The organism is Mesorhizobium sp. M7A.F.Ca.US.005.03.1.1 (assembly GCF_003997975.1).
Classification (GTDB): Bacteria; Pseudomonadota; Alphaproteobacteria; order Rhizobiales; family Rhizobiaceae; genus Mesorhizobium; species Mesorhizobium ciceri.
In genome coordinates this window covers 18,598-39,225 of record NZ_RZRO01000064.1, presented here as the reverse complement: position 1 = coordinate 39,225, position 20,628 = coordinate 18,598, and the positions used below count along the sequence as shown (strand labels likewise).

Here is a 20,628-nt window from a genome sequence, read left to right as displayed (position 1 = left end):
GAGCGTCGGCGGCACGCCGACATGGTCGCGGAAAAAGCGCGAGAAATTGCCTTGCGTGGTGAAGCCGAGATTGCAGGCGACGGAGATCAGCGGTTCCTGCGACCATTGCAGCTGCCGCACCGCTTCCTCCATGCGCAGCGTGTTCCAGTAGACATTGGGCGTCAGATTGGTCTGTTCCTTGAACAAAGCGAAGAAATGCGGTCGCGACAGGCCGACGCTGCGCGCCACGTCGTCGAAGCAGATGCGCTCGCAGACATTGGCTCTCATCAACTGGATTGCCTTGCGGACACGAAAATCCTGCATGGTGTTGATGCGGACACGGGCCTCCTGCGGCGCCGAGGCGTCGGCGGCGTCGAGCACGCTATCGATGAAACGCTCGATCTCGTAGTTGGCGATATCGTCGACGCTCTCATTGTCGCTGAGGTGGTCGAGCAGATTGGCGGCGGCCTGATGCAGCCACGGTTCCAGCGTGATCGCGGCTTGTGAAAACAGCGGCGCCGACGAAGGCAGGTCGCGGCGGCGCCGCGCCCAGTCGGGATCGATGTAGAAGGCGAGAAACAGACCGGGCGTCCCGTTTTGCGACAGAACATGGCTGTGCGGCTGGAAGGAGTTGATGCCGGCGGCCGTTCCAGGTCCAAGCCGGACGGTCTCGCGGCCGATGGTCATTTCGCCGGCCGTACCTTCCAGCCAGATGATGAGATGGGCCTCGACATGGGCATGGGTGACGAAGTCGCTTGCGACATTCAGGATAGAAACATGTCCGAACCGGCCCCAGTAGAGCCTGATCGCTTCCGTCATGGGTATATCCTCCCGCAGGCGACTGGCCTCCCTTCGCCTGCAGTGGGGATTGTGCGGCCGAGTTCGGGGCCGCGTCAAGACGCGCGGGGGCGGCGAGGGCGAATGACGGCCAGTGAGGCCGGATTTTCAGACTGAGCGATACGCACTGGAACGAATGGCGGTCGGGAGAATTGCCAACCTCAAACCGAAGCCGTCATGCCGCCATCGACATACAGCGTATGGCCGTTGACGAAGGACGAGGCATCTGACGCCAGAAACACGGCGGCGCCGATCAACTCGTCGACATTGCCCCAGCGCCCGGCCGGCGTGCGCTTTTCCAGCCAGGCGGAAAATTCGGGATTGTCGACCAGCGCCTGGTTCATCTCGGTGCGGAAATAGCCGGGCGCGATCGCATTGATCTGCAGGCCGTGTTTGGCCCAATCGGCGCACATGCCCCTTGTCAGGTTGCGGATCGCGCCCTTGGTGGCGGTGTAGGGCGCGATGTTCGGCCTTGCCAGTTCGCTCTGCACCGAACCGACGTTGATGATCTTGCCCTTGCGGCGCGGGATCATGTGGCGGGCGACCGCCTTGGCTGCATGGAAGGCGCCCGACACATTGGTCTTGAACAGGCGCTCCCATTGCTCCTCGGGAAAGTCCTCGAGCGGGGCGCGGAATTGTATGCCGGCATTGTTGATGAGGATGTCGATGGCGCCGATCTCGGCCTCGATGCGGGCAATGTCCTCGTTGACCGCCTGAAAGTCGGTGACGTCGAATACCGAGGCGTGCGCCTTGAAGCCGGCGTTGCGCAGCTTTTCGACGGCGCTGTCGATCCTGGCGGCGTCGCGGCCGTTCAGCACCACGCTTGCCCCATGTTCGGCCAGGCCCCGAGCCAGCGCGAAGCCGATGCCCTGGCCGGAGCCGGTCACCAGCGCCAGCCGACCCTCGAGGCTGAACAGGGAGTTGGCCATCAAACCGTCTTTTGTTTGACCATGATCTCCGGACAAACGGTTCCGTTTGTCCGAGAAAACCGGTTTCCACTTTTCGGGATCATGGTTCTAGTCGCTGCGGCGGAAATTGCGGATGCGGTCGAACAGCACCGCCAGCAGGATGGCGCCGCCGATGAAGACGCCTTGCCAGAAGGCATTGATGCCGAGCAGGCCGAGACTGTTGCGGATCACCTCGATCAGGGCCGCGCCGACGATGGCGCCGAAGGCGGTGCCGACGCCGCCGGCCAGATTGGCGCCGCCGATGACGGTGGCGGCGATTACCTGCAGCTCCATGCCGGTGCCGAGATTGGTGGTGACGGCACCCAGCCAGCCGGTCTGGATGATGCCCGCAATGCCCGCCGACAGCGCCGAGATCATGTAGACGGCAACCTTGATCTGGCGCACCGGAACGCCGGTCAGCGTTGCCGCGTGCTCATTGCCGCCGATGGCGAAGATATGGCGGCCGAACTTGGTCCAGCGCAGGATGAAGCCGGTGATCAGCGCCAGAAGGATCATGTAAAGCACCGGGTTGGCGATGCCGAACACCCAGGCGCCGCCGCCCAATGACAGAAGCTTGGCATGGTCCGGCCCGAACTGGAAGACCACCGTGTTGTTGGAGGCGACCATGGCGAGGCTTCGGGCGATCGACAGCATGCCGAGCGTCACCACGAAGGGTGGAAAGCCGAGATAGGCGATCAGCACGCCGTTGAAGGCGCCAATGGCGAGCGCGGTGGCAATCGAGGCCAGGATGCCGACCTCGATCGAGTAGCCGGCATGCATGGTGACGGCCAGCACCATCGACGACAGGCACAGCACCGAGCCGACCGACAGGTCGATGCCGCCGGTGATGATGACGAAGGTCATGCCGAGCGCGATGATGGCGACGAAGGTGATGTTGCGGGTGATGTTGTAGAGGTTCTTCGAGGTGGCGAAAGCGTCGGTGGCAAACGACAGGAACACGCAGGCAAGGATGACCGCGATCACCACCCAGAAAGTCTGGCTGGCAAACAGTCTCGCGGCCAAGGATTGCTGCTTATGCTCGATCGGCTGGTCAATTGTCAGTGCCATCGTCGACCTTCATCTGCTGTGCGTGGTGGAATTCGCTTGAAATCAAACCTGTTCGATAGCGCCGGTGATCAGCCCGGTGACTTCCTCGGGCGAGCTCGACGCAATCGTCTTGTCGGCGACCTTGCGCCCGCGCCGCATGACGATGACGCGGTCGGCGACGGTGAACACGTCAGGCATGCGGTGGCTGATCAGAACGACGGCGATGCCCTGATCGCGCAAATGGCGGATAAGGTTCAGCACTTCGGCGACCTGGCGCACCGAGATCGCCGCCGTCGGTTCGTCCATCAGCACGATCTTGGCCTGCGACAGCATGGTGCGGGCAATCGCCACCGCCTGGCGCTGGCCGCCCGACATCTGCTTGACGAGGTCGCGCGGACGGGTCTCGGACTTCAATTCGGCGAAGAGCTGGCCGGCACGCTTGTACATCGAGGCATAGTCGAGGATCCGGAACGGCCCGACGCCGCGCCGCAACTCACGGCCGAGATAGACATTGGCGGCGGCAGTCAGATTGTTGCAGAGCGCAAGGTCCTGGTGGACGATCTCGATGCCGTGCTGGCGGGCTTCCGCCGGCTTGTGCAGGATCAATTCCTTGCCGTCCATGTGCATGGTGCCATGGCTCGGGCGGAAATTGCCGGCGATCATCTTGACCAGCGTCGACTTGCCGGCGCCGTTGTCGCCCATCAGGCCGACCACCTGTCCGGGCTCGATCGACAGCGAAACGTCGTTGACGGCCTGGATAGCGCCGAAATGCCTTGAGATGTTGGTGAGTTCGAGAACCGCCACCAGCCTTTGCCTCCCCGTGCTTTTGCGACCTGCAGCTGTTACCGGCGTGGATGCCGACGCTGCTTTGGCCTCGCTCTCCCCGGCTCCTCCCGAAGACGGCGTTAGCGTTCTTTTACGCAAAAGCCGGCGCACGTCAATCAATTGTCGGACGAATTGGGCCAGGACTATTTTAAAAATCCGTTTTGTAGGACAAATAGCATTGACGTTGGCGCCAAGCCGATATTAGCTAAGCGTCGGAGGAGATTATGCCGATCCTCGCTGGCGGTTCGCCGGCCGGAATTGGCGGAGGTTTGACGGTCCAGGATCCGGCGGCACCTGTGTGTGAGCTGATCTGAAGCCGAATCTGGAAATGCTTATCGATCTGTCCTGGCGACACGAGCGCTCGCGAAACGACCCTCGGTCATCACGCATCCGGTCGATCTGTATGGCGGGCACGCCGTGTCCGTTTGTTTCAAGGGAGGACTGACATGAGGAAAACACTTTTGCTCGCCGCCGTCGCCGCCATGGCGTTGGGTGCCGGGCCGGCTTTGGCCAAGAAACAGCTCGTCATTGTCGTGAAAGGTCTCGACAATCCGTTCTTCGAGGCCATCCACCAGGGCTGCGAGAAATGGAACAAGGAAAACGCCAGCTCGGAATATGAATGCTTCTACACCGGTCCGGCGTCGACTTCGGACGAGGCCGGCGAGGCGCAGATCGTCCAGGACATGCTGAGCAAGGCCGACACGGTGGCGATGGCGATCTCGCCGTCCAACGCGCCGCTGATCGCGCAGACGATCAAGAGTGCCAATCCGTCGATCCCGATCATGACGGTCGATGCCGATCTCAGCAAGGAAGACGCAGGTCTTCGCAAGACCTATCTCGGTACCGACAATTACCTGATGGGCAAGAAGATCGGCGAGTACATCAAGAAGGGCAAGCCGAATGGTGGCACGATCTGCACCATCGAAGGCAACCCGGCAGCCGACAACATCCTGCGCCGCGCGCAAGGCATGCGTGACGCACTGTCGGGCAAGGAGGGCCTCGCCGCACTTGCCGGTGAAGGTGGCTGGACCGAAGTCGCCGGCTGCCCGGTGTTCACCAACGACGATGGCGCCAAGGGCGTGCAGGCGATGACCGACATCCTCGCCGCCAACCCCAAGCTGGACGCCTTCGGCATCATGGGCGGTTGGCCGCTGTTCGGCGCGCCGCAGCCCTATCGCGATCTGTTCGGACCGCTCAAGGACCGGATCGCCAGCAACGACTTCGTCATCGGTGCCGCCGACACGATCGGCGACGAGATTGCGATCGCTCGTGACGGCCTTGTAACGGCTCTGGTCGGCCAGCGGCCGTTCGAAATGGGCTACAAGGCACCGTCGGTGATGATCGACCTGATCGAAGGCAAGGCGGTCGCCGATCCGGTGTTCACCGGCCTCGACGAGTGCACCAAGGATACGGTCGACACCTGCATCCAGAAGTAGGTTCTCGATTTCGGGGCGCCCGGCTGCGGGCGCCCCGTCATTCCTGGACGGAAGCGATAATTCCCGAACGGACGCAATGGTTGGGGCAACCGGCTCCGGCTTTGCTGCGCCCGTGATCTGGATTTTTCGGCAACGAGATCGGCGCCCGTGCGGTTCGGACCAGTCCGGACGACAGACGGTCGACGCATTGGAACGTGGATGCCGGACGAGAAGTCAAGCAAGCGAACCGACCGGGCCAAGGCACAAGCCAGCCACGGCCCGGCTGTCATGCGCAAGGCCGGTGCCGCGCATTTTGCCGGAGCGAGCGTCCATGTCTCGCTGGCCGGCGAGATCGGCCTGCGGATCGTGCGTGGCGACTATCCGCCCGGCACCATCCTGCCCAACGAGTCCAGATGGGCCGAGATCTTCAATGTCAGCCGTTCGGCGGTGCGCGAAGCCATCAAGATGCTGATGGCGAAAAGCCTGTTGGCTTCACGCCCCAAGATCGGCAGCTGGGTCGAGCCGAAGGAGCGCTGGAACCTGCTCGACCGCGACGTGCTGGCCTGGTACGCGACGGCGCCCGACCGCGAGGCGTTCCTGCGAACCGTGCAGGAGTTTCGTCATATCATCGAGCCGGAAGCATCGGCCTTTGCAGCCATACGGCGCAGTGACGAGCAAATGGCGGAAATCAGCCAGGCCTGCCGCGAGATGGGCGAAGCCTTGAGCCTGCAGGAGCGTATCCGCGCCGATACGCGCTTTCATCTGGCCATCCTGCGCGCCTCCGGCAACGACCTTCTGGTGCCGCTCGGCGTGCTGATCGAGTCGGCGCTCGACCATCTCTTCGCATTCACGACACAGCAGGTCGCCGATCAGCGCCAGGCGCAGAAGCTGCATGAGGCGATCGAAAAGAACATCCGCCTGCAGCGCCCGGCCGCCGCGCGCAACGCCGTGCACAAGCTGCTTGCGGATACCGATGAAGGGATCGGGCGCTGGAGGCGGTGATCGACGCCTGCGTTGGGCAATCGGTTAAATGGTCTGCTTCTTGCCATCCTTCATCGGCATCAGGTCGACGCCGTTCACCTTCCCGATATGCGTTGCCAGCATCGGTACGAATTGCTCGGCCGGGCCGGTTGCGTGGGCACCGGCAAAGGCGTTCTTGGTGGCGTTGCCGAGCGGGTTGGCAATGCCGGCCGCACCCGCCATCGATTCCAGATAGGTCAGGTCCTTGAAGGCGTTGGCGATGGTGAATTTGTGCGCGTCGCGGTCACCTTCCAGCGTCCAGCGCATGAAGGTCTGGTAGAAGCCGCAATCCATGCGGCCATTGCGGATGACGCTGTCGAAGCGCGGCGGCGAGATGCCGACCTTCTCAGCCAGTGCCAGTGCCTCGGAATAGATCGCGGCGTAGCCGAGCGAGATGAAATTGTTGAGCAGCTTCATGCGATGGCCATCGCCGGTGTCGCCGATATGGACGATGCGGCCGGCCCAGGTTTCGATTACCGGTTTCACCCTGGCAAAGAGGGTGTCCGGCGCGCCGACCATGGCGTCGAGTGTGCCTTCCCAGGCTTCCTTCGGCGTGCGGCTGAGCGGTGCGTCGACAAAATCGATGCCGAGCGCCTTGAGTTCAGCGGCAAGCGCAATGGTCGAGACGGGGTCGGAGGTCGAGCAGTCGACGACGACGGAACCTTTCTTCAAACCCTCCTTGAGGCCGCCCGGGCCGCGAATGATGGCTTCGACCTCGCGCGAACCGGTGACGCAGATGAAGACGATTGTCGATGCCGCCGCCACATCGCGCGAGGTCGATGCTTCGGTGGCGCCGCGGCCAAGCAGGTCTTCCGCCGGCTTGCGGTTCTTGCGGCCGAGAAAGGTCAGGCTGTAGCCCTTGTCGACGATGTTCTTGGCGATCCCGTGGCCCATCAGGCCAAGCCCGATGAAGCCGATCTTTTCGCTCGCGGCAGTCGTGTTCATGTCTTCAAGTCCTGTTGCAATGATTGATGTCAGGCGCTGCCGTTTTGCAGGCGAGGGTGGTTGCGGATGGCGATATTGTCTGACAATACACATAAATTCCTGAGGATGTGGAGAGCAAAATGACGAAGCGGATCATGTTCACCGGCGGCAGCGGCAAGGCCGGACGCCATGTCGTCCAGTATCTGGTCGAGCAAGGCTGCCAGGTGCTCAACATCGACACCAGGCCGCTCGACAACCCCAAGGTGCGCACGCTGATCACCGACATCACCGACAGCGGGCAGGTGTTCAACGCACTGTCGAGCTATATGGGCCTGCATGAATTCGACCCCTCGCTGCGTCCGCAGCCGGTCGATGCGGTGGTGCATTTCGCTGCCATCCCGCGCATCATGATCACCACCGACAACGAGGTGTTCCGCATCAATGCGCTCGGCACCTACAATGTCATCGAGGCGGCGGTTAAGCTCGGTATTCGAAAGGTAATCATCGCCTCCAGCGAGACCACCTATGGACTGGTCTTCGCCAACGAGCCGCGCGATCCAAAATATTTCCCGCTCGACGAGGAGTATGACGTCGATCCGATGGACAGCTATGCCTTGTCCAAGGTCGTCAACGAGAAGACGGCGCGGGCCTTCGCGCAGCGCAACGGCACCGACATTTATTCCCTGCGCATCGGCAACGTCATCGAGCCGCACGAATATTCGCTGTTTCCGAAATGGTTCGCCGATCCGGGTTTCCGCAAGCGCATCGCCTGGAGCTATGTCGACGCGCGCGACCTTGGCCAGATCACGCTGCGCGCCATAGAGAAGGACGGGCTCGGCTATCAGGTGTTCAACGCGGCCAATGACGACACCTCGTCCGACCTGCCGACAGCCGAACTCTTGAAGCGGTTCTACCCCGGCGTGCCGGTCAAGGCCGAACTCGGCGAATACGAGACGCTGCTCTCCAACCGCAAGGCGCGTGACGTGCTGGGCTTCCGCCCGGAGCATAGCTGGCGCAAATACGTCAAGCAGGCCTAGGCATGTCGACACTCAGGTGATGCCGGCCTGCGAATGACGGCTTTCTGCGCTTCCGCCTTCGCCGGCCGAAGCACTTATGAGTGGTCGTGGCAGTCAAGGCTACGGTCGGCATAGGCCGGTGCTCACGTACCCAAAAGTACGATGCGCTCCGGTTCTCGAAATCCGTCATTCTCGGCTCGGCCTGACCTGAATATCGACATGCCAATCAAGCGGCGGATCGGGGCTGATCTGTGCACAGCGGGCAGCTTTGCGATGCAAGCCGCTTGCCGCGCTTGACAGCCTGCTTAATACAGACTTTCTGGACCCCATGCGGGACGCGAAGCCGAACAAGGAAAAATCGTTGGGGAAAGCGGCCTCCGGGGACCGTCCGGGCGGCGTTCGCCGGGCGGACGCCGCGCGTATTCCCGGCTCCAGCGTCCACGCCTCGCTGGCCAGTGAAATCGGCCTCAGGATCGTGCGCGGCGATTATCCGCCTGGCACCATCCTGCCCAATGAAGCGAAATGGTCGGAGACGTTCAGCGTCAGCCGCTCGGCGGTGCGCGAAGCGATCAAGATGCTGATGGCCAAGAGCCTTTTGGCCTCACGTCCCAAGATCGGCAGCTGGGTCGAGCCGAAGGAACGCTGGAACCTGCTCGATCGCGATGTGCTGGCCTGGTACGCGACGTCGCCGGACCGCGAAGTGTTCCTCAAAACGGTGCAGGAATTCCGCCATATCATCGAGCCGGAAGCGACCGCGTTCGCCGCGATGCGAAGAACCGACGAGCAGATGGCCGAGATCAGCCTGGCCTGCCGTGAGATGGGCGCGGCGACGAGCCTGCAGGAGCGGACCCGCGCCGACACGCGCTTCCATCTCGCCATCCTGCGGGCTTCGGGCAACGACCTGCTGGTGCCGCTCGGCGTGCTGATCGAATCCGCCTTCGATCATCTCTTTGCCTATACGACACGGGAGATCGACGATCTCAACCACGCGCAGAAGCTGCACGAGGCGATCGAGAAGAACATCCGCCTGCAGCGCCCCGACGCGGCGCGCAATGCTGTGCGCAAACTGCTCGCCAACACAGACGGCGTCATCCGCGCCCGGTAGGGCTGGACCGGCCGCTAATCATCCTTGTCACGTCCGAAGGCGCTGCGCAGCTCGCCCTTGGCGTCCTCAAGCACTTTTTTGCGCGCGGCAGGCAAGTTCTTGCCGGCGCGGTTGATGTAAAAATTCAGCATCGACATGGCGGATTGGAAAGGCCCGGCCTTGCGCCTGTGGCTGTGTTCGGCGGATCGTTTCAGCGAGGCGGCGATCTTCCTGGCGTCGTCAGATTCGAAGACGTGATCCTCAAGATCCATTGCGTTGCTGTGCTCGGTCACCTCGGCCGACCATTTTTTCCTGGTGGCGGTCATCGCAGGACTCCTTTGCGGGGTGGGTTGCCGGGAAACTCCGCACATCGGCATCGGTTCCGCCCTGGCTCTGGAGTCACGGATTTGCCCGCTGTGGCGCTGCTGCGGCCTGAGAATGCGCCGATAGTGGCGCAAACGGCAGCCGATCTCCGAGACCGCCGACAGGAAACGCCTTGACCCGAACCGACAGCCTCCAGCCCGGCCCCGGCATCGACAGCTCCTATGCCTGGATGCGGCTTGCCATCTCGATGCTGCTGGCGACGATCGGCGCCGTGGGCATGTGGGCTGTCGTCGTCGTGCTGCCCGCCGTGCAGGCCGAGTTCGGCGTCGACCGCGCCGCGGCGTCCATGCCTTACACGGCGACCATGGTCGGTTTCGCCGCCGGCAACGTGCTGGTCGGCCGCGCCATCGACCGGATGGGTTACTGGATCCCGGCGCTGATCTCTTCGATTGCGCTTTCCGCGGGCCTGCTGCTCGCGGCGCTGTCGACCTCGATCCTGCAATTCACGCTTGCCCAGGGGGTGCTGATCGGTATCGGCACGTCGGTGATCTTCGGGCCGCTGATCGCCGATATCTCGCACTGGTTCAACCGCCGTCGCGGTGTTGCGGTCACGGCGGCGGCGGCCGGCAATTACCTTGCCGGGGCGTTGTGGCCGACCATCATGCCGACGCTGATGAAGGCGGAGGGCTGGCGCTTCACCTATGCGGCAATCGGCATCTTCTGCCTGGTGACAATGGTGCCGCTGGTGCTGATGCTGCGGCGCGGTGCCCCGGCGGCGGCCGTCGCGGGTTCGCCCGGAAGCCGGTCGGTGCAGCCGATCTCGCTGTCGCCGGCGGCCTTGCAGGTGCTGCTGGTCGTCGCCGGGCTCGGCTGCTGCGTGGCGATGTCGATGCCGCAAGTGCATATCGTCGCCTATTGCATGGACCTTGGCTACGGCGTCGCACATGGCGCCGACATGCTGTCGATCATGATGGCGGGCGGCGTCGTCAGCCGGCTGGCGTCCGGCTTCCTCGCCGACCGTATCGGCGCCGTGTGGACATTGATGATCGGCTCGGTCCTGCAGTGCCTGTCGCTGCTGTTCTACATCCCGTTCGACGGGCTTGCCTCGCTCTATGTGGTGTCACTGGTGTTCGGCTTGTCGCAGGGCGGCATCGTGCCTTGCTACGCGATCATCGTGCGCGATTATATGCCGGCCAGAGAGGCCGGCCAGCGTATCGGCATCGTCATGATGGCGACCATCTTCGGCATGGCGATCGGCGGCTGGATGTCGGGCTGGATCTACGATTTGACCGGCTCTTATGCGGCTGCGTTCCTGAACGGCATTGCCTGGAATATTTTGAATATACTGGCGATCGTTCTGTTATTGTGGCGGTCGCGGCGATCATTGACGGTTGCAGCTTAAGCCTTATTCCGGGCGCACAAAATGCATCTCGATCTTCACGGTAAGCCCATTCTTCTAACAATAGCGGTGTGGGCCTGCGCCGCGGGATGCCTCGCAGGCGCCGCCGCAATTTTCTATTCGATTATCCTGGTGCTCGGCAGAACCGGAGCGCTTGTAGACACTACTGAGGAAAGATCACTTGGTTGGAGCGAGCGAGCCGGCCGCAGGAATAGCCGTTTCAACAGATTTCTTGTTGCTGACGAATTCCGATCGCTTCGCAAGCTCCTGTTTGGAGCATGGGCCGGATTTTTAGTCTCGTTTGGTCTTCTTTCTCTGCTGATTTTTCTCTTTGGGGAGCGGACATTGACCTAGCGTCGAGAAGGAAGCGCGCGGATAAATATCCCACTTTGACAACATATGACGGCTGCGGGCGCGATGGCTTCCGATCTGTATCTTGCGAGGACTCGATTTTGACCAAGCCGCGCACGCGCCGGGGCGGCGGCCGCCCGACCATCGCGGATGTCGCGCGCAAGGCCGGCGTCGGCGCCATCACCGTGTCGCGCGCCCTGCGCGAGCCGGAGCGTGTGTCCGAAGAGCTGCGCCGCCAGATCCAGGCCGCCGTCGACGAACTGGGCTACGTGCCGGACCCGAATGCCCGGGCGCTGGCCTCGGCGCGCGCCGAGGTGTTCGGCGTGCTGGTGCCGTCGCTTACCAACAACGTCTTCGCCGAGGTGGTGCGCGGCATCTATGACAGCCTGTCGGCCAGCCCGTTCCGCATCCAGCTTGGCAACACCCACTATTCCGGCCTCGAGGAAGAGCGGCTGCTGCAGCTGTTCGGTTCGCAACGGCCAGCGGCGCTGATCGTCGCCGGCATCGATCAGACGCCGGCTTCGCGAAAGCTGCTGGAAAGTGCCGGCTGCCCTGTGGTGCAGGTGATGGAAACCGGTCCCGATCCGGTCGACATGATGGTCGGCTTCTCGCATCTCGATGGCGGGAGGGCGGCGACCGAGCATCTGATCGAGGCCGGCTATCGCCGCATCGGCTTCATCGGCGCGCGCATGGATCCGCGTTCGCAGCGGCGCCTTGCCGGCTATCGCGCGGCGATGGAGGCCGCGGGCCTGTTCGACCCGCGCCTCGTCACCACCACGCCGGTGCTGTCCAGCGTGTCGCTCGGCCGCGAGATGTTCCGCGACGCGCTGGCCAAGGTGCCGACACTCGACGGGGTGTTCTGCAACAATGACGACATCGCGCTCGGCGTCTTGTTCGAATGCCATCGCGCCTCGATCGCGGTGCCGAAGACGATCGGCATCGTCGGTTTCAACGATCTCGACATGATGCAGGTGGCGTTTCCTTCGGTCACCAGCATCCGCACCCATCGTTATGAGATCGGCCGGCGTGCCGTCGCCATGGCGCTTGCTGCGATCGCCGGCAAAAGACCGGAGCAACGGATCGTAGACCTCGGTTTCGAGCTCAAGCGCCGCGAGAGCACGGCGCGTTGAAACGCACAGAAGCGACTGTGCGAATGCCGGTTTACACGCCAATTTGGTAGCGCTACCATCTCCTACAGGCAGGTGCATGAACGACAGGTCGCACCTGTTTATTATACATAAGCGACAACTAATACTTGTTTATTATGGATAATATGATAGTTTTCGCCCCGCTGGCGGCGACAAGGGAGGTACCGGGTCGGCCATCACGGGCGGCCGAGGAAGCGCATGGCAAGGCGGGAGGTGCCGGTCCATCGCGCGAAAAATTCGCATTGCGAAACGAACAATCAGAACTGCAATCGGGAGGATTATCGATGATCAAGTCACTCGTTGGTGGCGTCGTTGCCGCCACTGCATTCGTCATGCTCAATTCGGCCGCCATGGCCGCCGGACCCGAAATCGTGTCGGGTCCCGCCGCTCAGGCGGACTGTTTCGCGCCGTGGAGCGCGGAGACCAAATTCTTCAAATATCCCAAGAAGGAAGGGCCGTTCCGCATCGCCTTCGCCAATGGCTATATCGCCAACACCTGGCGCATCCAGATGGTGCAGACGGCCAAGGCCTACGCCGCGCAACCTGAAGTCAAAGCCAAGATCAAGGAATTCAAGGTCGTCTCGACGGGCGAGGACGTGCCGGCACAGATCTCGGCGATCAACAATTTCATCGATTCCGGCTATGACGCCATCGTCACCGACGCCCAGAACCCGACGGCCTTCGGTCCGGTCATCAAGCGTGCCAAGGAAGCGGGCATCGTGCTGGTCGCCTTCGACAACATTCTCGACACCAAGGACGCCATCAACGTCAATGTCGATCAGAAGGGTCTTGGCGAATTGTGGGCCAAGTGGCTGGTCGGCAAGATACCGAACGGCGGCAAGATCCTGGAAGTGCGCGGCGTCGCCGGCACCTCCGTCGACACCGATCGTCACAACGGCATCCACGAGGTCTTCGATGCGTCCGGCAAGAAGTGGGACGTGACCGAAGTCGCCGGCAAATGGGATGACGGCGTGGCGCAGAAGGTGACTGCGGATGCGATCGCCACCAACGGTCCGTTCGACGGCATCACCGGGCAGGGCGGCGACACCGGCATCGTGCAGGCGATGATCGACGCCAAGCATCCGTTCGTGCCGTTTGGCGGCGAGACCGAGAACGGCTTCCGCAAGTTCTGCGCCGCGCATTCAGCCGACGGGCTGAAGTGCTCGTCCGCGGGCTCGGGCCCGGCTCAGGTCGCTGTCGCCATCAAGACCGCGATCGCCGCACTCGAAGGCGAAGTGGTGCCACAAGAGGTGAAGCTGCCGCTGGCGATCGCCGAAGACCCGAACATGAAGGAAGGCACGGATTACTTCCCCAAGGAATCCGACAATTTCTTCGTCGGCAATTCCTTCCCGACCTGCGGCATCAATTTCAGCGCCCAGGAAATCATGGGTCAGACCAAGGAAAACCAGTAAATCATCGCTGGCTGTCACCCGGCGCCGCGGCTTGAGCCGCGGCGTTTGTCTCAATTCCACAATCGCCCTGGGAGGGCCGATGGACGGTGCGGCTCCGCTCTTTCGTATGGAAGGCATATCCAAGCGCTATGGCGGTGTACGCGCGCTGGAGAAGGCCGAGCTTGTTGTCGAAGCCGGCAGCATCCACGCCATTCTCGGCGAAAACGGCGCCGGCAAGTCGACGCTGATCAAGGTCATGGCAGGTGTCGTGGCGCCCGATGAGGGCCGCATGACGCTGGACGGGCGCGAGGCGACCTTCGCTTCTCCGGGTGCCGCCAACAAGGCCGGCATCGTCTGCATCTTCCAGGAACTGTCGCTTGTCCCCGAGCTAAGCGTTGCCGACAACATCGTCATTTCCGACCCGCCCAAACGCTTCGGCATGATCGACCGCAAGGCGCAGCGCCGCATCGCCGAAGAAGCACTTGCTCGTGCCGGCGCCGCCGACATCCACCCGCTGGCGCTGGTCAAGGACCTGCCATTGTCGCGCCGGCAGATGGTCGAGATCGCCAAGGCATTGGCACGCAAGCCGCGCATCCTTATCCTCGACGAGGCGACCTCCGCGCTGACTGCCGCGGATGTCTCGAAGATCTTCGCGGTGCTCAAGCGGCTGCGCTCGGAAGGGCTGGCGCTGCTTTACATCTCGCACCGCATGAACGAGATCGCCGAACTGGCGGATCAGTGCACGGTGTTCCGCAACGGCCGCAATGTCGCCAGCTATCCAGCCGGCTCGAAGAGTGACAATGAGGTGGTCGAACTGATGATCGGCCGCGAATACAGCCATATCTTTCCGCCCAAGCCGACGGCCGTGCCTGCCGCCGCGGCCCCCAGGCTCGAGGCCCGCAAGCTCTCATGGGCCGACCGGCTGCACGACATCTCGCTGACCGTCAGGGCAGGTGAGGTGGTCGGCCTTGGCGGCCTCGACGGCCAGGGCCAGCGCGAATTGCTGCTCGCCTTCTTCGGCGTGCTGCGCGGCCTCAGCGGCCAGATCCTGATCGACGGCAAGCCTGTGTCGATCACCAGTCCATCCGTTGCGCGCGACGACGGCATCGGCATGGCGCTCATTCCCGAGGACCGCAAGACCGAAGGTCTGATGCTGCCGATGACGGTGCGCGAGAACCTGTCCTTCGCCGCCCTCGACCGGTTGTCGAAAGCCGGCATCATCGACCGTGCCGCCGAGCAGCGGCTGATCGACGACATGGTCGGCCTTTTGGCGATCAAGACGGCGGGCCTCGACATTCCGGTCGGCGCGCTTTCGGGCGGCAACCAGCAGAAGGTGGTCATCGCCAAATGGCTGATGCGCCAGCCGCGCATCATCCTGCTCAACGATCCGACGCGCGGCATCGACGTCGGCACCAAACAGGAGCTGTACCAGCTGATGCGCAAACTGGCCGACGCGGGTGCGGCGATCCTGTTCTACTCGACCGACTATGACGAGCTGATCGGCTGCTGCGACCGTGTGCTGGTGCTCTACGACGGAGCGGTCAAGCGCGAGCTGGTCGGCGCCGAGATCACCGAGCGGGCGCTGATATCAAGCGCGCTCAACATCCATGGCGAGGACAGCCCGGTGGGCCTGGGAGTGGGCGCATGAAGGATTGGCGTTACTGGCTGGCCGAGCGGCGCGGAACGCTGCTGGCGTTCGGCATCTTCATCGTCATGTTCGTCATCTACACCTCGAACCATCCGGCCGGCTTCACCGCCAATGTGGTGCAGACGGCGGCCAACAAGGGCGTGCTGCTCGCCTTCGTCGCCATGGCGCAGACGCTGGTGGTGATCACCGCCGGCATCGACCTGTCCGTCGGCATGATTTTTCTCCTCACCAACTGCCTGGCTTCGTGGCTGGTGGTGGGAACGCCGATGCAGACGACGCTCGGCGTCATCGCCGTGCTGGCGGTGGGGCTGCTGTGCGGCGCCATCAACGGCGCCATCGTCATCTATGGCCGGCTGCAGCCGATTGTCGCCACCATTGCCACAGGCGCCGTCTATTACGGCATCGGCCTGTTGCTGCGGCCATTTCCGGGCGGCTCGGTCAATGAGGACCTGGCCGATGCGCTGACCGGCCGTGTGTTCGGCGTGGTGCCGGCAAGTCTCGTCGTGCTGCTGGCCATCGTGCTGGTGATCTGGGTGCCGTTCAGCCGCTCGGTGCTTGGCCGCGCCGCCTACGCGGCAGGCTCATCGGAGACGGCGGCCTACATGTCGGGTGTGCCGATCCGGCGCGGCAAGTTCGCCGCCTACACGCTGGCCGGCCTGCTGGCGGCGATCGGCGGACTGTTCCTGACCTTCTTCACCTATACGGGTGAGGCGGCCTATGCCAGCGGCAACTCCTACACGCTGTTTTCGATCGCCGCCGTGGTGCTCGGCGGCGTTTCGCTGTTCGGCGGCAAGGGCAGCGCCATCGGCGCCATCTTCGGCGCACTGGCTTTCCGCACGATCGGCGACTTGTTGTTCGTCTTCGATTTCGATCCGCTCTGGCAGCCGCTGTTCCAGGGCGTTATCCTGCTGGTCGCCGTCAGCCTCGGCGCCTTCGCCCTGTTTCGGGTCCGCAACCGGCTGGAGTGGTTCCTGTGAGCGAAACGACGCTTGGCGGCATTGCCGGCCGCATGCCCAGATTCATCCGCCGCGCCGATCCGGCGGTGCTGACGGCCTTTGCCTGCATCGTGCTTTTGCTGTTCTTCGGCAGCCTCTACTCCAGAAGCTTCCTGTCGCCTGAATATCTCCTGCAGCAACTCAAGGTGGCTTCATTCCTCGGTGTCATCGCGACAGGCATGATGCTGGTCATCCTGCTCGGCCAGATCGACCTGTCGGTGCCGTGGGCGGTGGCGGCGGGCGCCATGATGGCCTGCGCCGCGGCGGCGTACGGCCCGGTCGGCGTGGCGTTGGCCATCCCGTTCGGCATCATCTGCGGCATGCTGATCGGCGTCGTCAACGGCATCGGCGTCGCCTATCTGCGCATCCCCTCGATGATCATCACATTGGCCACCAACGCTGTCGCGCAGGGGCTGATGGTGGTCTACACCGGCGGCTTCTCGCCGCAGGATTCGGCGACGGGCGCGATGCGCTACCTGGCGACCGGTTTCGCCATTCCGGGCGTGCCCAACGCCGTCATCATCTGGGCGCTGATCGGGGCCGCGATGGTGTTCGTGCTGACGCGGACCGGCTTCGGCCGCACCGTCTACGGCATCGGCAACCGCGAGCGCGCGGCCTATCTCTCCGGCATCGACACAAGGCGCGTGGTGATGATCGCCTTCGCCGTCTCCGGTGGGCTCTCGGCTTTCGGCGGCGTGCTTCTGGCCGGCTATGCCTCCAAGGCGGCGCAGTCGATGGGCGACGCTTATCTGCTGCCGTCGATCGCCGCGGTGGTGCTTGGCGGCACCTCGATCCTGGGTGGGCGCGGCTCCTATCTCGGCACTGTCGCCGGTGTCATCCTCATCACGTTGCTGCAATCCATCTTGTCGGTCATGCAGATGCCGGAGGCGGGGCGGCAGATCATCTACGGTGTCGTCATCGTCGCCATGCTGCTGCTCTACGGCCGCGCGCCGGCAAGCCGCTGACAGTGGACGAAGCGGCAGCACAGGCGCCGACGAGCGCCCCCGGCTCGGTGCCGGCCATCGTGGTTATGGGCGTCGCCGGCTGCGGCAAGTCGGCGGTGGGCATTGGGCTTGCCGCCGCTCTGGGCGTTACCTTTATCGAGGGCGACAGGCTGCATCCTCCGGAAAACGTCGCACGCATGGCAAGCGGCGAGCCGCTTACCGATCAGCTGCGCGAAGGCTGGCTCAACGCGATCGGCGAGCGCATCGCCGCGTCGGTGGGGCAGGGCAACGGCGTGGTCGCCGCCTGCTCGGCGCTGAAGCGCAGCTACCGCGACCGGCTGAGCGGCTTCTGCCCGGAAATCGTCTTCCTCTATCTGGAGATCGACCCTGGTACGGCCAGGCAGCGCGTCGGCAGCCGCAAGGGCCACTTCATGCCGGCGAGCCTGGTCGACAGCCAGTTCGCCATCCTCGAGCCGCCGGCTGCGGATGAGCGCGCCTCGAAACTCAATGCCACACGCCCGGTCGGTGAGCTCGTCGCCGCCGCGGTCCGCCTGATACGCCGGTCATGAGCCTTCATCCATTCCGATGCCGATGCTGTCCGAGACCTCGGTCAGCCGCTGCCGGCGGGACCACGTCAGCATCTGCTCGGGGTAGAGCTTCAGCGCTTCCAGCAGGCGGTCGCGCTTGAGCAGGATGTAGTGCGCCTGCACAGTCATGTTCTTGGCGCCATCCCTGGCCATGTCCGTTGCCGGGCTGACAGATGCCTCCGGCGTCAGCTCGGGGCTGAGCACGGCCCGGTATTCGATGAAGGGAACCACTTCGAAGGTCGACATGGCAAACAGGGCGGTCCTGCCCCTGGCGGCGAAATTCGCCGGTGCCGAGGCGAGATGCGTCCAGCCGCTTTCGCCCATGGCTGCCTCGGTGAAGGTCGTGCCGGCATGGACGGTGTTGGTCATCGTCACCACGCCATTCTGCTTCAGGATCTTCTGGATGCGGATGGTGACCTGATAGGCGTCGTCACGATCAAAGGCGACCCGGCTTTTCAGGAACCGGTTCTCGACATCGATCAGCGGCGGATTGAGGAAACGCAAGCCGAACGCCGATTCGGAAATACCGTGGGTGTTGACGCTCACCTGATGCGCTTCGATACCGGCCTCGTACAGCGCGCGCTTGCCGATGATGGTCTGGGCGGTGAACTGATCGCACCAGAGGATGGCGCCGTGGCCGCGCTGCAAGGCCGACCGCAGCCCCGCCAACCCCTCCAGCCGGATCGTCGGCGACCAGCGGCCGGCCACCAGATGTGCGGCGAGCTGCAAGCGGCGGCGGTGGCGCGCTGCCAGCAATCCCTCGAACAGCTTGCGTGCATCGATACCATCGCCCAGCACCGCGAGCGTGGCGGCAGCGTAGGCCGGGAATTCCTTGCGCATATGGCGCTTGAGGCGAAACCTCGATACGCGGCCGCAGATCGGCGCCCACCACCGCACCGGCAGTGCCGCCGCCACCACGAGATAGAAGATAGACAGCAGGCCTTCGCGAAGATCCTTGTTGGAAAAGCGGCGAAGCCGGCCAGGGCGAACCAGCTTGCGGCTGAAGAAGCGTACATCCTCCGCCCGTTCCGGGACGAAGACGTCTGCGATGATTTCAGTGCGGAAACTGGCTGCCGACGGCAGCTTGCGGGCGGCCTTGCGGGATTTTTCTAACCACCACAGCCTCATCGGTCCAGCCCGTTCTTCGAACCCCGCTTTACTGCGTCGGCTTGGGCCGTGCAAGGTGGTGTCCGTGCTCGAGACTTCTGCAAATTTCGCTTTCCCTAGACTTAAGACAAGCGCGCCGCTTACGAAGTGTTGATTTCGAGGGCCGGACGAAGATAGTCGTATCGCTATTCCATATATGGCGTCAGCACATCTTCGATCCATTTCATGAACGCGCGGACCCGGCGCGATAGATTGCTCCGATGTGCGACGACGAGGGACACGGCGAGCGGCCGGCGACGAAAATCGGGTAGGATCTCGACAAGCGCTCCACTCTCCAAGTATCGGCCAATGCCCAAGAGTGGCGCCTGGATCAGGCCGAGGCCGGCGAGGGCCGCTGCTTCGTAGGTCTGTGCGCTGTTGACGTGTAGCGCACCTGGCAACTGAAGCGTCGCGTAGCTGTCGCCGTCCGGATATTCCCATCCATAGGGTCGCGCGCCCAGCAGCGTCGAAAAATGAATTGCCCTATGTTCCTGACGCTGGAGATCTTCCAGCGATCGAGGCACGCCATGGCGCGCCAGATAGGCGGGACTGGCTGCGTTGGCCATGCGCAACAGGCCCAACGGGCGGGCAATCAGGGTCTCGTCGCGAATGGGTCCAAGCCGCAATACACAATCGAACCCCTCTTGAACCAGATCGACTTGCCGATCCGTACTCGACACCTCCAGCTCCAACTCGGGGTGAGCCGCCATGAAATCCGGCAAAGCCGGTACGATCGTTGTGCGCGCCACTTCGGTCGGAAGGTCGACCCGCAAACGGCCGCGAAGTGCCACGCGGTCGCCTGCGAACATCGAGTGCAGATCATCGACTTCAGCAAGCAGATCGCGGGCGCGGGCATGAAATGCGCGTCCGTCCTCCGTCAACCGCACGCTGCGCGTCGTCCGGTGCAGAAGCCTGACACCCACATCTTCTTCCAGCTTGCGGACCGCCGTTGAGGCTCTCCCCTTTTGGATGCCCAGGCTATCGGCCGCGCGGGTGAAGCTCCCCATTTCCGCGACCGTTGTGAAAATGAGGATGGGTTCGAGATTCTGCATTTTCGCGCCTCGGATTGTTCCCCAAAAAGAGAACAGTTGGTTCATTTCCTCGGCATTTATCACAGTTGAGAGGCACAGTAAGCTTCGAATATGGGATCTCCCCATCGGAGAATGACAAGTGTCCGAAACTGTGAACCTGCATCAGACACCGGAAATTATGACCTTGCATCGCGCCCTGTGGGCCGGCCGGATCATGAGCGCGTTTGTCGTCATCGCCCTGACGGCAGATGGCACTGTTCAGCTTTTCGCGCCGGCACAGATCGCCAGCATGTTGCAGGAAACCGGGTTGGCGATGGACCTGACCCGTGTCGTGGGTCCGATCATCCTCGCCTGCGCCATCCTCTACGCCATCCCGGTCACCGCCGTCCTCGGCGCGATCCTGGTGACGGGCTTTTTGGGAGGTGCCATCTGCGCCCATCTTCGCATCGGTGAGTTGGGGTCGCCGCCGGAAATCATCTCCCTGCTTCTGGGCGCGATGACCTGGGGCGGCCTCTATCTCCGCGATCCCCGTATCCGGGCCATTCTGCCGCTCATCCATTGAACCAACAG

Annotated in this window: 21 protein-coding genes; 13 read left to right on the top strand and 8 right to left on the bottom strand. The window is 63.2% G+C overall.

The window, feature by feature from the left end; all coding sequences use genetic code 11:
• The 4 genes from EN990_RS23500 to EN990_RS23485 form a co-directional block, all read right to left on the bottom strand.
• Nucleotides 1-798, bottom strand: a 798-nt coding sequence (locus tag EN990_RS23500; RefSeq protein WP_164766149.1) for an AraC family transcriptional regulator, incomplete at its 3' end; no start/stop codon positions are given.
• Between the two features lie 179 nt (nt 799-977).
• Nucleotides 978-1,745, bottom strand: coding sequence for an SDR family oxidoreductase (locus tag EN990_RS23495; RefSeq protein ID WP_127370376.1), 768 nt, complete (start codon nt 1,743-1,745; stop codon nt 978-980).
• Between the two features lie 87 nt (nt 1,746-1,832).
• On the bottom strand, nt 1,833-2,831 hold the full coding sequence (locus tag EN990_RS23490; protein WP_013530853.1) for an ABC transporter permease: 999 nt from the start codon (nt 2,829-2,831) through the stop codon (nt 1,833-1,835).
• A gap of 42 nt (nt 2,832-2,873) precedes the next feature.
• Entirely contained in the window at nt 2,874-3,614 is a 741-nt protein-coding gene (locus tag EN990_RS23485) for an ATP-binding cassette domain-containing protein (protein WP_013530854.1), read from the bottom strand.
• A gap of 467 nt (nt 3,615-4,081) precedes the next feature.
• On the opposite strand from EN990_RS23485, the gene EN990_RS23480 reads away from it, so the two are divergent.
• The gene (locus tag EN990_RS23480; RefSeq protein WP_013530855.1) at nt 4,082-5,071 is read left to right on the top strand and encodes a sugar-binding protein; all 990 of its coding nucleotides are present in this window, start codon (nt 4,082-4,084) and stop codon (nt 5,069-5,071) included.
• Between the two features lie 198 nt (nt 5,072-5,269).
• Nucleotides 5,270-6,052, top strand: coding sequence for a FadR/GntR family transcriptional regulator (locus EN990_RS23475; RefSeq protein WP_013530856.1), 783 nt, complete (start codon nt 5,270-5,272; stop codon nt 6,050-6,052).
• A gap of 24 nt (nt 6,053-6,076) precedes the next feature.
• Here the strand turns inward: EN990_RS23475 and EN990_RS23470 are convergent, their stop codons facing one another.
• Nucleotides 6,077-7,015: an NAD(P)-dependent oxidoreductase gene (locus EN990_RS23470; RefSeq protein ID WP_063168519.1), complete on the bottom strand. Its 939-nt coding sequence runs from the start codon at nt 7,013-7,015 to the stop codon at nt 6,077-6,079.
• 119 nt (nt 7,016-7,134) lie between these two features.
• On the opposite strand from EN990_RS23470, the gene EN990_RS23465 reads away from it, so the two are divergent.
• Together EN990_RS23465 and EN990_RS23460 are read left to right on the top strand one after the other, a co-directional pair.
• Entirely contained in the window at nt 7,135-8,031 is an 897-nt protein-coding gene (locus EN990_RS23465) for an NAD(P)-dependent oxidoreductase (protein WP_127369158.1), read from the top strand.
• Nucleotides 8,032-8,338: 307 nt separating this feature from the next.
• Complete coding sequence (locus tag EN990_RS23460; protein WP_024501538.1) at nt 8,339-9,115, top strand: FadR/GntR family transcriptional regulator; 777 nt, start codon at nt 8,339-8,341, stop codon at nt 9,113-9,115.
• Between the two features lie 14 nt (nt 9,116-9,129).
• Here EN990_RS23460 and EN990_RS23455 read toward each other — a convergent pair whose 3' ends face one another.
• Complete coding sequence (locus EN990_RS23455) at nt 9,130-9,420, bottom strand: DUF3175 domain-containing protein (protein ID WP_164753871.1); 291 nt, start codon at nt 9,418-9,420, stop codon at nt 9,130-9,132.
• 170 nt (nt 9,421-9,590) lie between these two features.
• Here EN990_RS23455 and EN990_RS23450 point away from each other — a divergent pair, with 170 nt between their 5' ends.
• The 8 genes from EN990_RS23450 to EN990_RS23415 all read left to right on the top strand — a co-directional run bounded on the left by EN990_RS23450 (nt 9,591) and on the right by EN990_RS23415 (nt 17,863).
• Nucleotides 9,591-10,820: an MFS transporter gene (locus EN990_RS23450; protein ID WP_013530861.1), complete on the top strand. Its 1,230-nt coding sequence runs from the start codon at nt 9,591-9,593 to the stop codon at nt 10,818-10,820.
• Nucleotides 10,821-10,841: 21 nt separating this feature from the next.
• On the top strand, nt 10,842-11,171 hold the full coding sequence (locus EN990_RS23445) for a hypothetical protein (RefSeq protein ID WP_063168517.1): 330 nt from the start codon (nt 10,842-10,844) through the stop codon (nt 11,169-11,171).
• 98 nt (nt 11,172-11,269) lie between these two features.
• Complete coding sequence (locus EN990_RS23440) at nt 11,270-12,298, top strand: LacI family DNA-binding transcriptional regulator (RefSeq protein ID WP_024501536.1); 1,029 nt, start codon at nt 11,270-11,272, stop codon at nt 12,296-12,298.
• A gap of 302 nt (nt 12,299-12,600) precedes the next feature.
• The gene (locus EN990_RS23435) at nt 12,601-13,728 is read left to right on the top strand and encodes a sugar ABC transporter substrate-binding protein (RefSeq protein WP_013530863.1); all 1,128 of its coding nucleotides are present in this window, start codon (nt 12,601-12,603) and stop codon (nt 13,726-13,728) included.
• Between the two features lie 79 nt (nt 13,729-13,807).
• Nucleotides 13,808-15,355 (top strand): sugar ABC transporter ATP-binding protein, encoded by a 1,548-nt coding sequence (locus EN990_RS23430; RefSeq protein WP_027160690.1) that lies wholly within the window; start codon nt 13,808-13,810, stop codon nt 15,353-15,355.
• Nucleotides 15,352-16,332: an ABC transporter permease gene (locus tag EN990_RS23425; protein ID WP_127370249.1), complete on the top strand. Its 981-nt coding sequence runs from the start codon at nt 15,352-15,354 to the stop codon at nt 16,330-16,332. The genes EN990_RS23430 and EN990_RS23425 overlap by 4 nt, the downstream gene beginning before the upstream one ends.
• Complete coding sequence (locus EN990_RS23420; RefSeq protein WP_013530866.1) at nt 16,329-17,315, top strand: ABC transporter permease; 987 nt, start codon at nt 16,329-16,331, stop codon at nt 17,313-17,315. Before EN990_RS23425 ends, EN990_RS23420 begins: the two co-directional genes overlap by 4 nt.
• Before the next feature lie 2 nt (nt 17,316-17,317).
• Entirely contained in the window at nt 17,318-17,863 is a 546-nt protein-coding gene (locus tag EN990_RS23415) for a gluconokinase (RefSeq protein WP_063172530.1), read from the top strand.
• On the opposite strand, the gene EN990_RS23410 is transcribed toward EN990_RS23415, so the two are convergent.
• A complete protein-coding gene (locus EN990_RS23410; protein WP_024501531.1) occupies nt 17,858-19,009 on the bottom strand; it encodes a hypothetical protein in 1,152 nt (383 codons plus the stop codon). The genes EN990_RS23415 and EN990_RS23410 overlap by 6 nt on opposite strands.
• Nucleotides 19,010-19,173: 164 nt before the next feature.
• Nucleotides 19,174-20,079, bottom strand: a complete 906-nt coding sequence (locus EN990_RS23405) for a LysR family transcriptional regulator (RefSeq protein ID WP_024501530.1) — start codon at nt 20,077-20,079, stop codon at nt 19,174-19,176.
• 118 nt (nt 20,080-20,197) lie between these two features.
• On the opposite strand from EN990_RS23405, the gene EN990_RS23400 reads away from it, so the two are divergent.
• Nucleotides 20,198-20,620, top strand: a complete 423-nt coding sequence (locus EN990_RS23400; protein ID WP_127370100.1) for a DoxX family protein — start codon at nt 20,198-20,200, stop codon at nt 20,618-20,620.
• Nucleotides 20,621-20,628 lie beyond the last annotated feature (8 nt).

What these genes read in the sequence shown, in the direction of transcription:
- EN990_RS23410 (WP_024501531.1), bottom strand. Translation starts at nt 19,009, where the DNA reads ATGAGGCTGTGGTGGTTAGAAAAATCCCGCAAGGCCGCCCGCAAGCTG.
- EN990_RS23480 (WP_013530855.1), top strand. Translation starts at nt 4,082, where the DNA reads ATGAGGAAAACACTTTTGCTCGCCGCCGTCGCCGCCATGGCGTTGGGT.
- EN990_RS23445 (WP_063168517.1), top strand. Translation starts at nt 10,842, where the DNA reads ATGCATCTCGATCTTCACGGTAAGCCCATTCTTCTAACAATAGCGGTG.
- EN990_RS23425 (WP_127370249.1), top strand. Translation starts at nt 15,352, where the DNA reads ATGAAGGATTGGCGTTACTGGCTGGCCGAGCGGCGCGGAACGCTGCTG.
- EN990_RS23490 (WP_013530853.1), bottom strand. Translation starts at nt 2,831, where the DNA reads ATGGCACTGACAATTGACCAGCCGATCGAGCATAAGCAGCAATCCTTG.
- EN990_RS23475 (WP_013530856.1), top strand. Translation starts at nt 5,270, where the DNA reads ATGCCGGACGAGAAGTCAAGCAAGCGAACCGACCGGGCCAAGGCACAA.
- EN990_RS23465 (WP_127369158.1), top strand. Translation starts at nt 7,135, where the DNA reads ATGACGAAGCGGATCATGTTCACCGGCGGCAGCGGCAAGGCCGGACGC.
- EN990_RS23435 (WP_013530863.1), top strand. Translation starts at nt 12,601, where the DNA reads ATGATCAAGTCACTCGTTGGTGGCGTCGTTGCCGCCACTGCATTCGTC.
- EN990_RS23455 (WP_164753871.1), bottom strand. Translation starts at nt 9,420, where the DNA reads ATGACCGCCACCAGGAAAAAATGGTCGGCCGAGGTGACCGAGCACAGC.
- EN990_RS23470 (WP_063168519.1), bottom strand. Translation starts at nt 7,015, where the DNA reads ATGAACACGACTGCCGCGAGCGAAAAGATCGGCTTCATCGGGCTTGGC.
- EN990_RS23405 (WP_024501530.1), bottom strand. Translation starts at nt 20,079, where the DNA reads ATGCAGAATCTCGAACCCATCCTCATTTTCACAACGGTCGCGGAAATG.
- EN990_RS23495 (WP_127370376.1), bottom strand. Translation starts at nt 1,745, where the DNA reads ATGGCCAACTCCCTGTTCAGCCTCGAGGGTCGGCTGGCGCTGGTGACC.
- EN990_RS23430 (WP_027160690.1), top strand. Translation starts at nt 13,808, where the DNA reads ATGGACGGTGCGGCTCCGCTCTTTCGTATGGAAGGCATATCCAAGCGC.
- EN990_RS23460 (WP_024501538.1), top strand. Translation starts at nt 8,339, where the DNA reads ATGCGGGACGCGAAGCCGAACAAGGAAAAATCGTTGGGGAAAGCGGCC.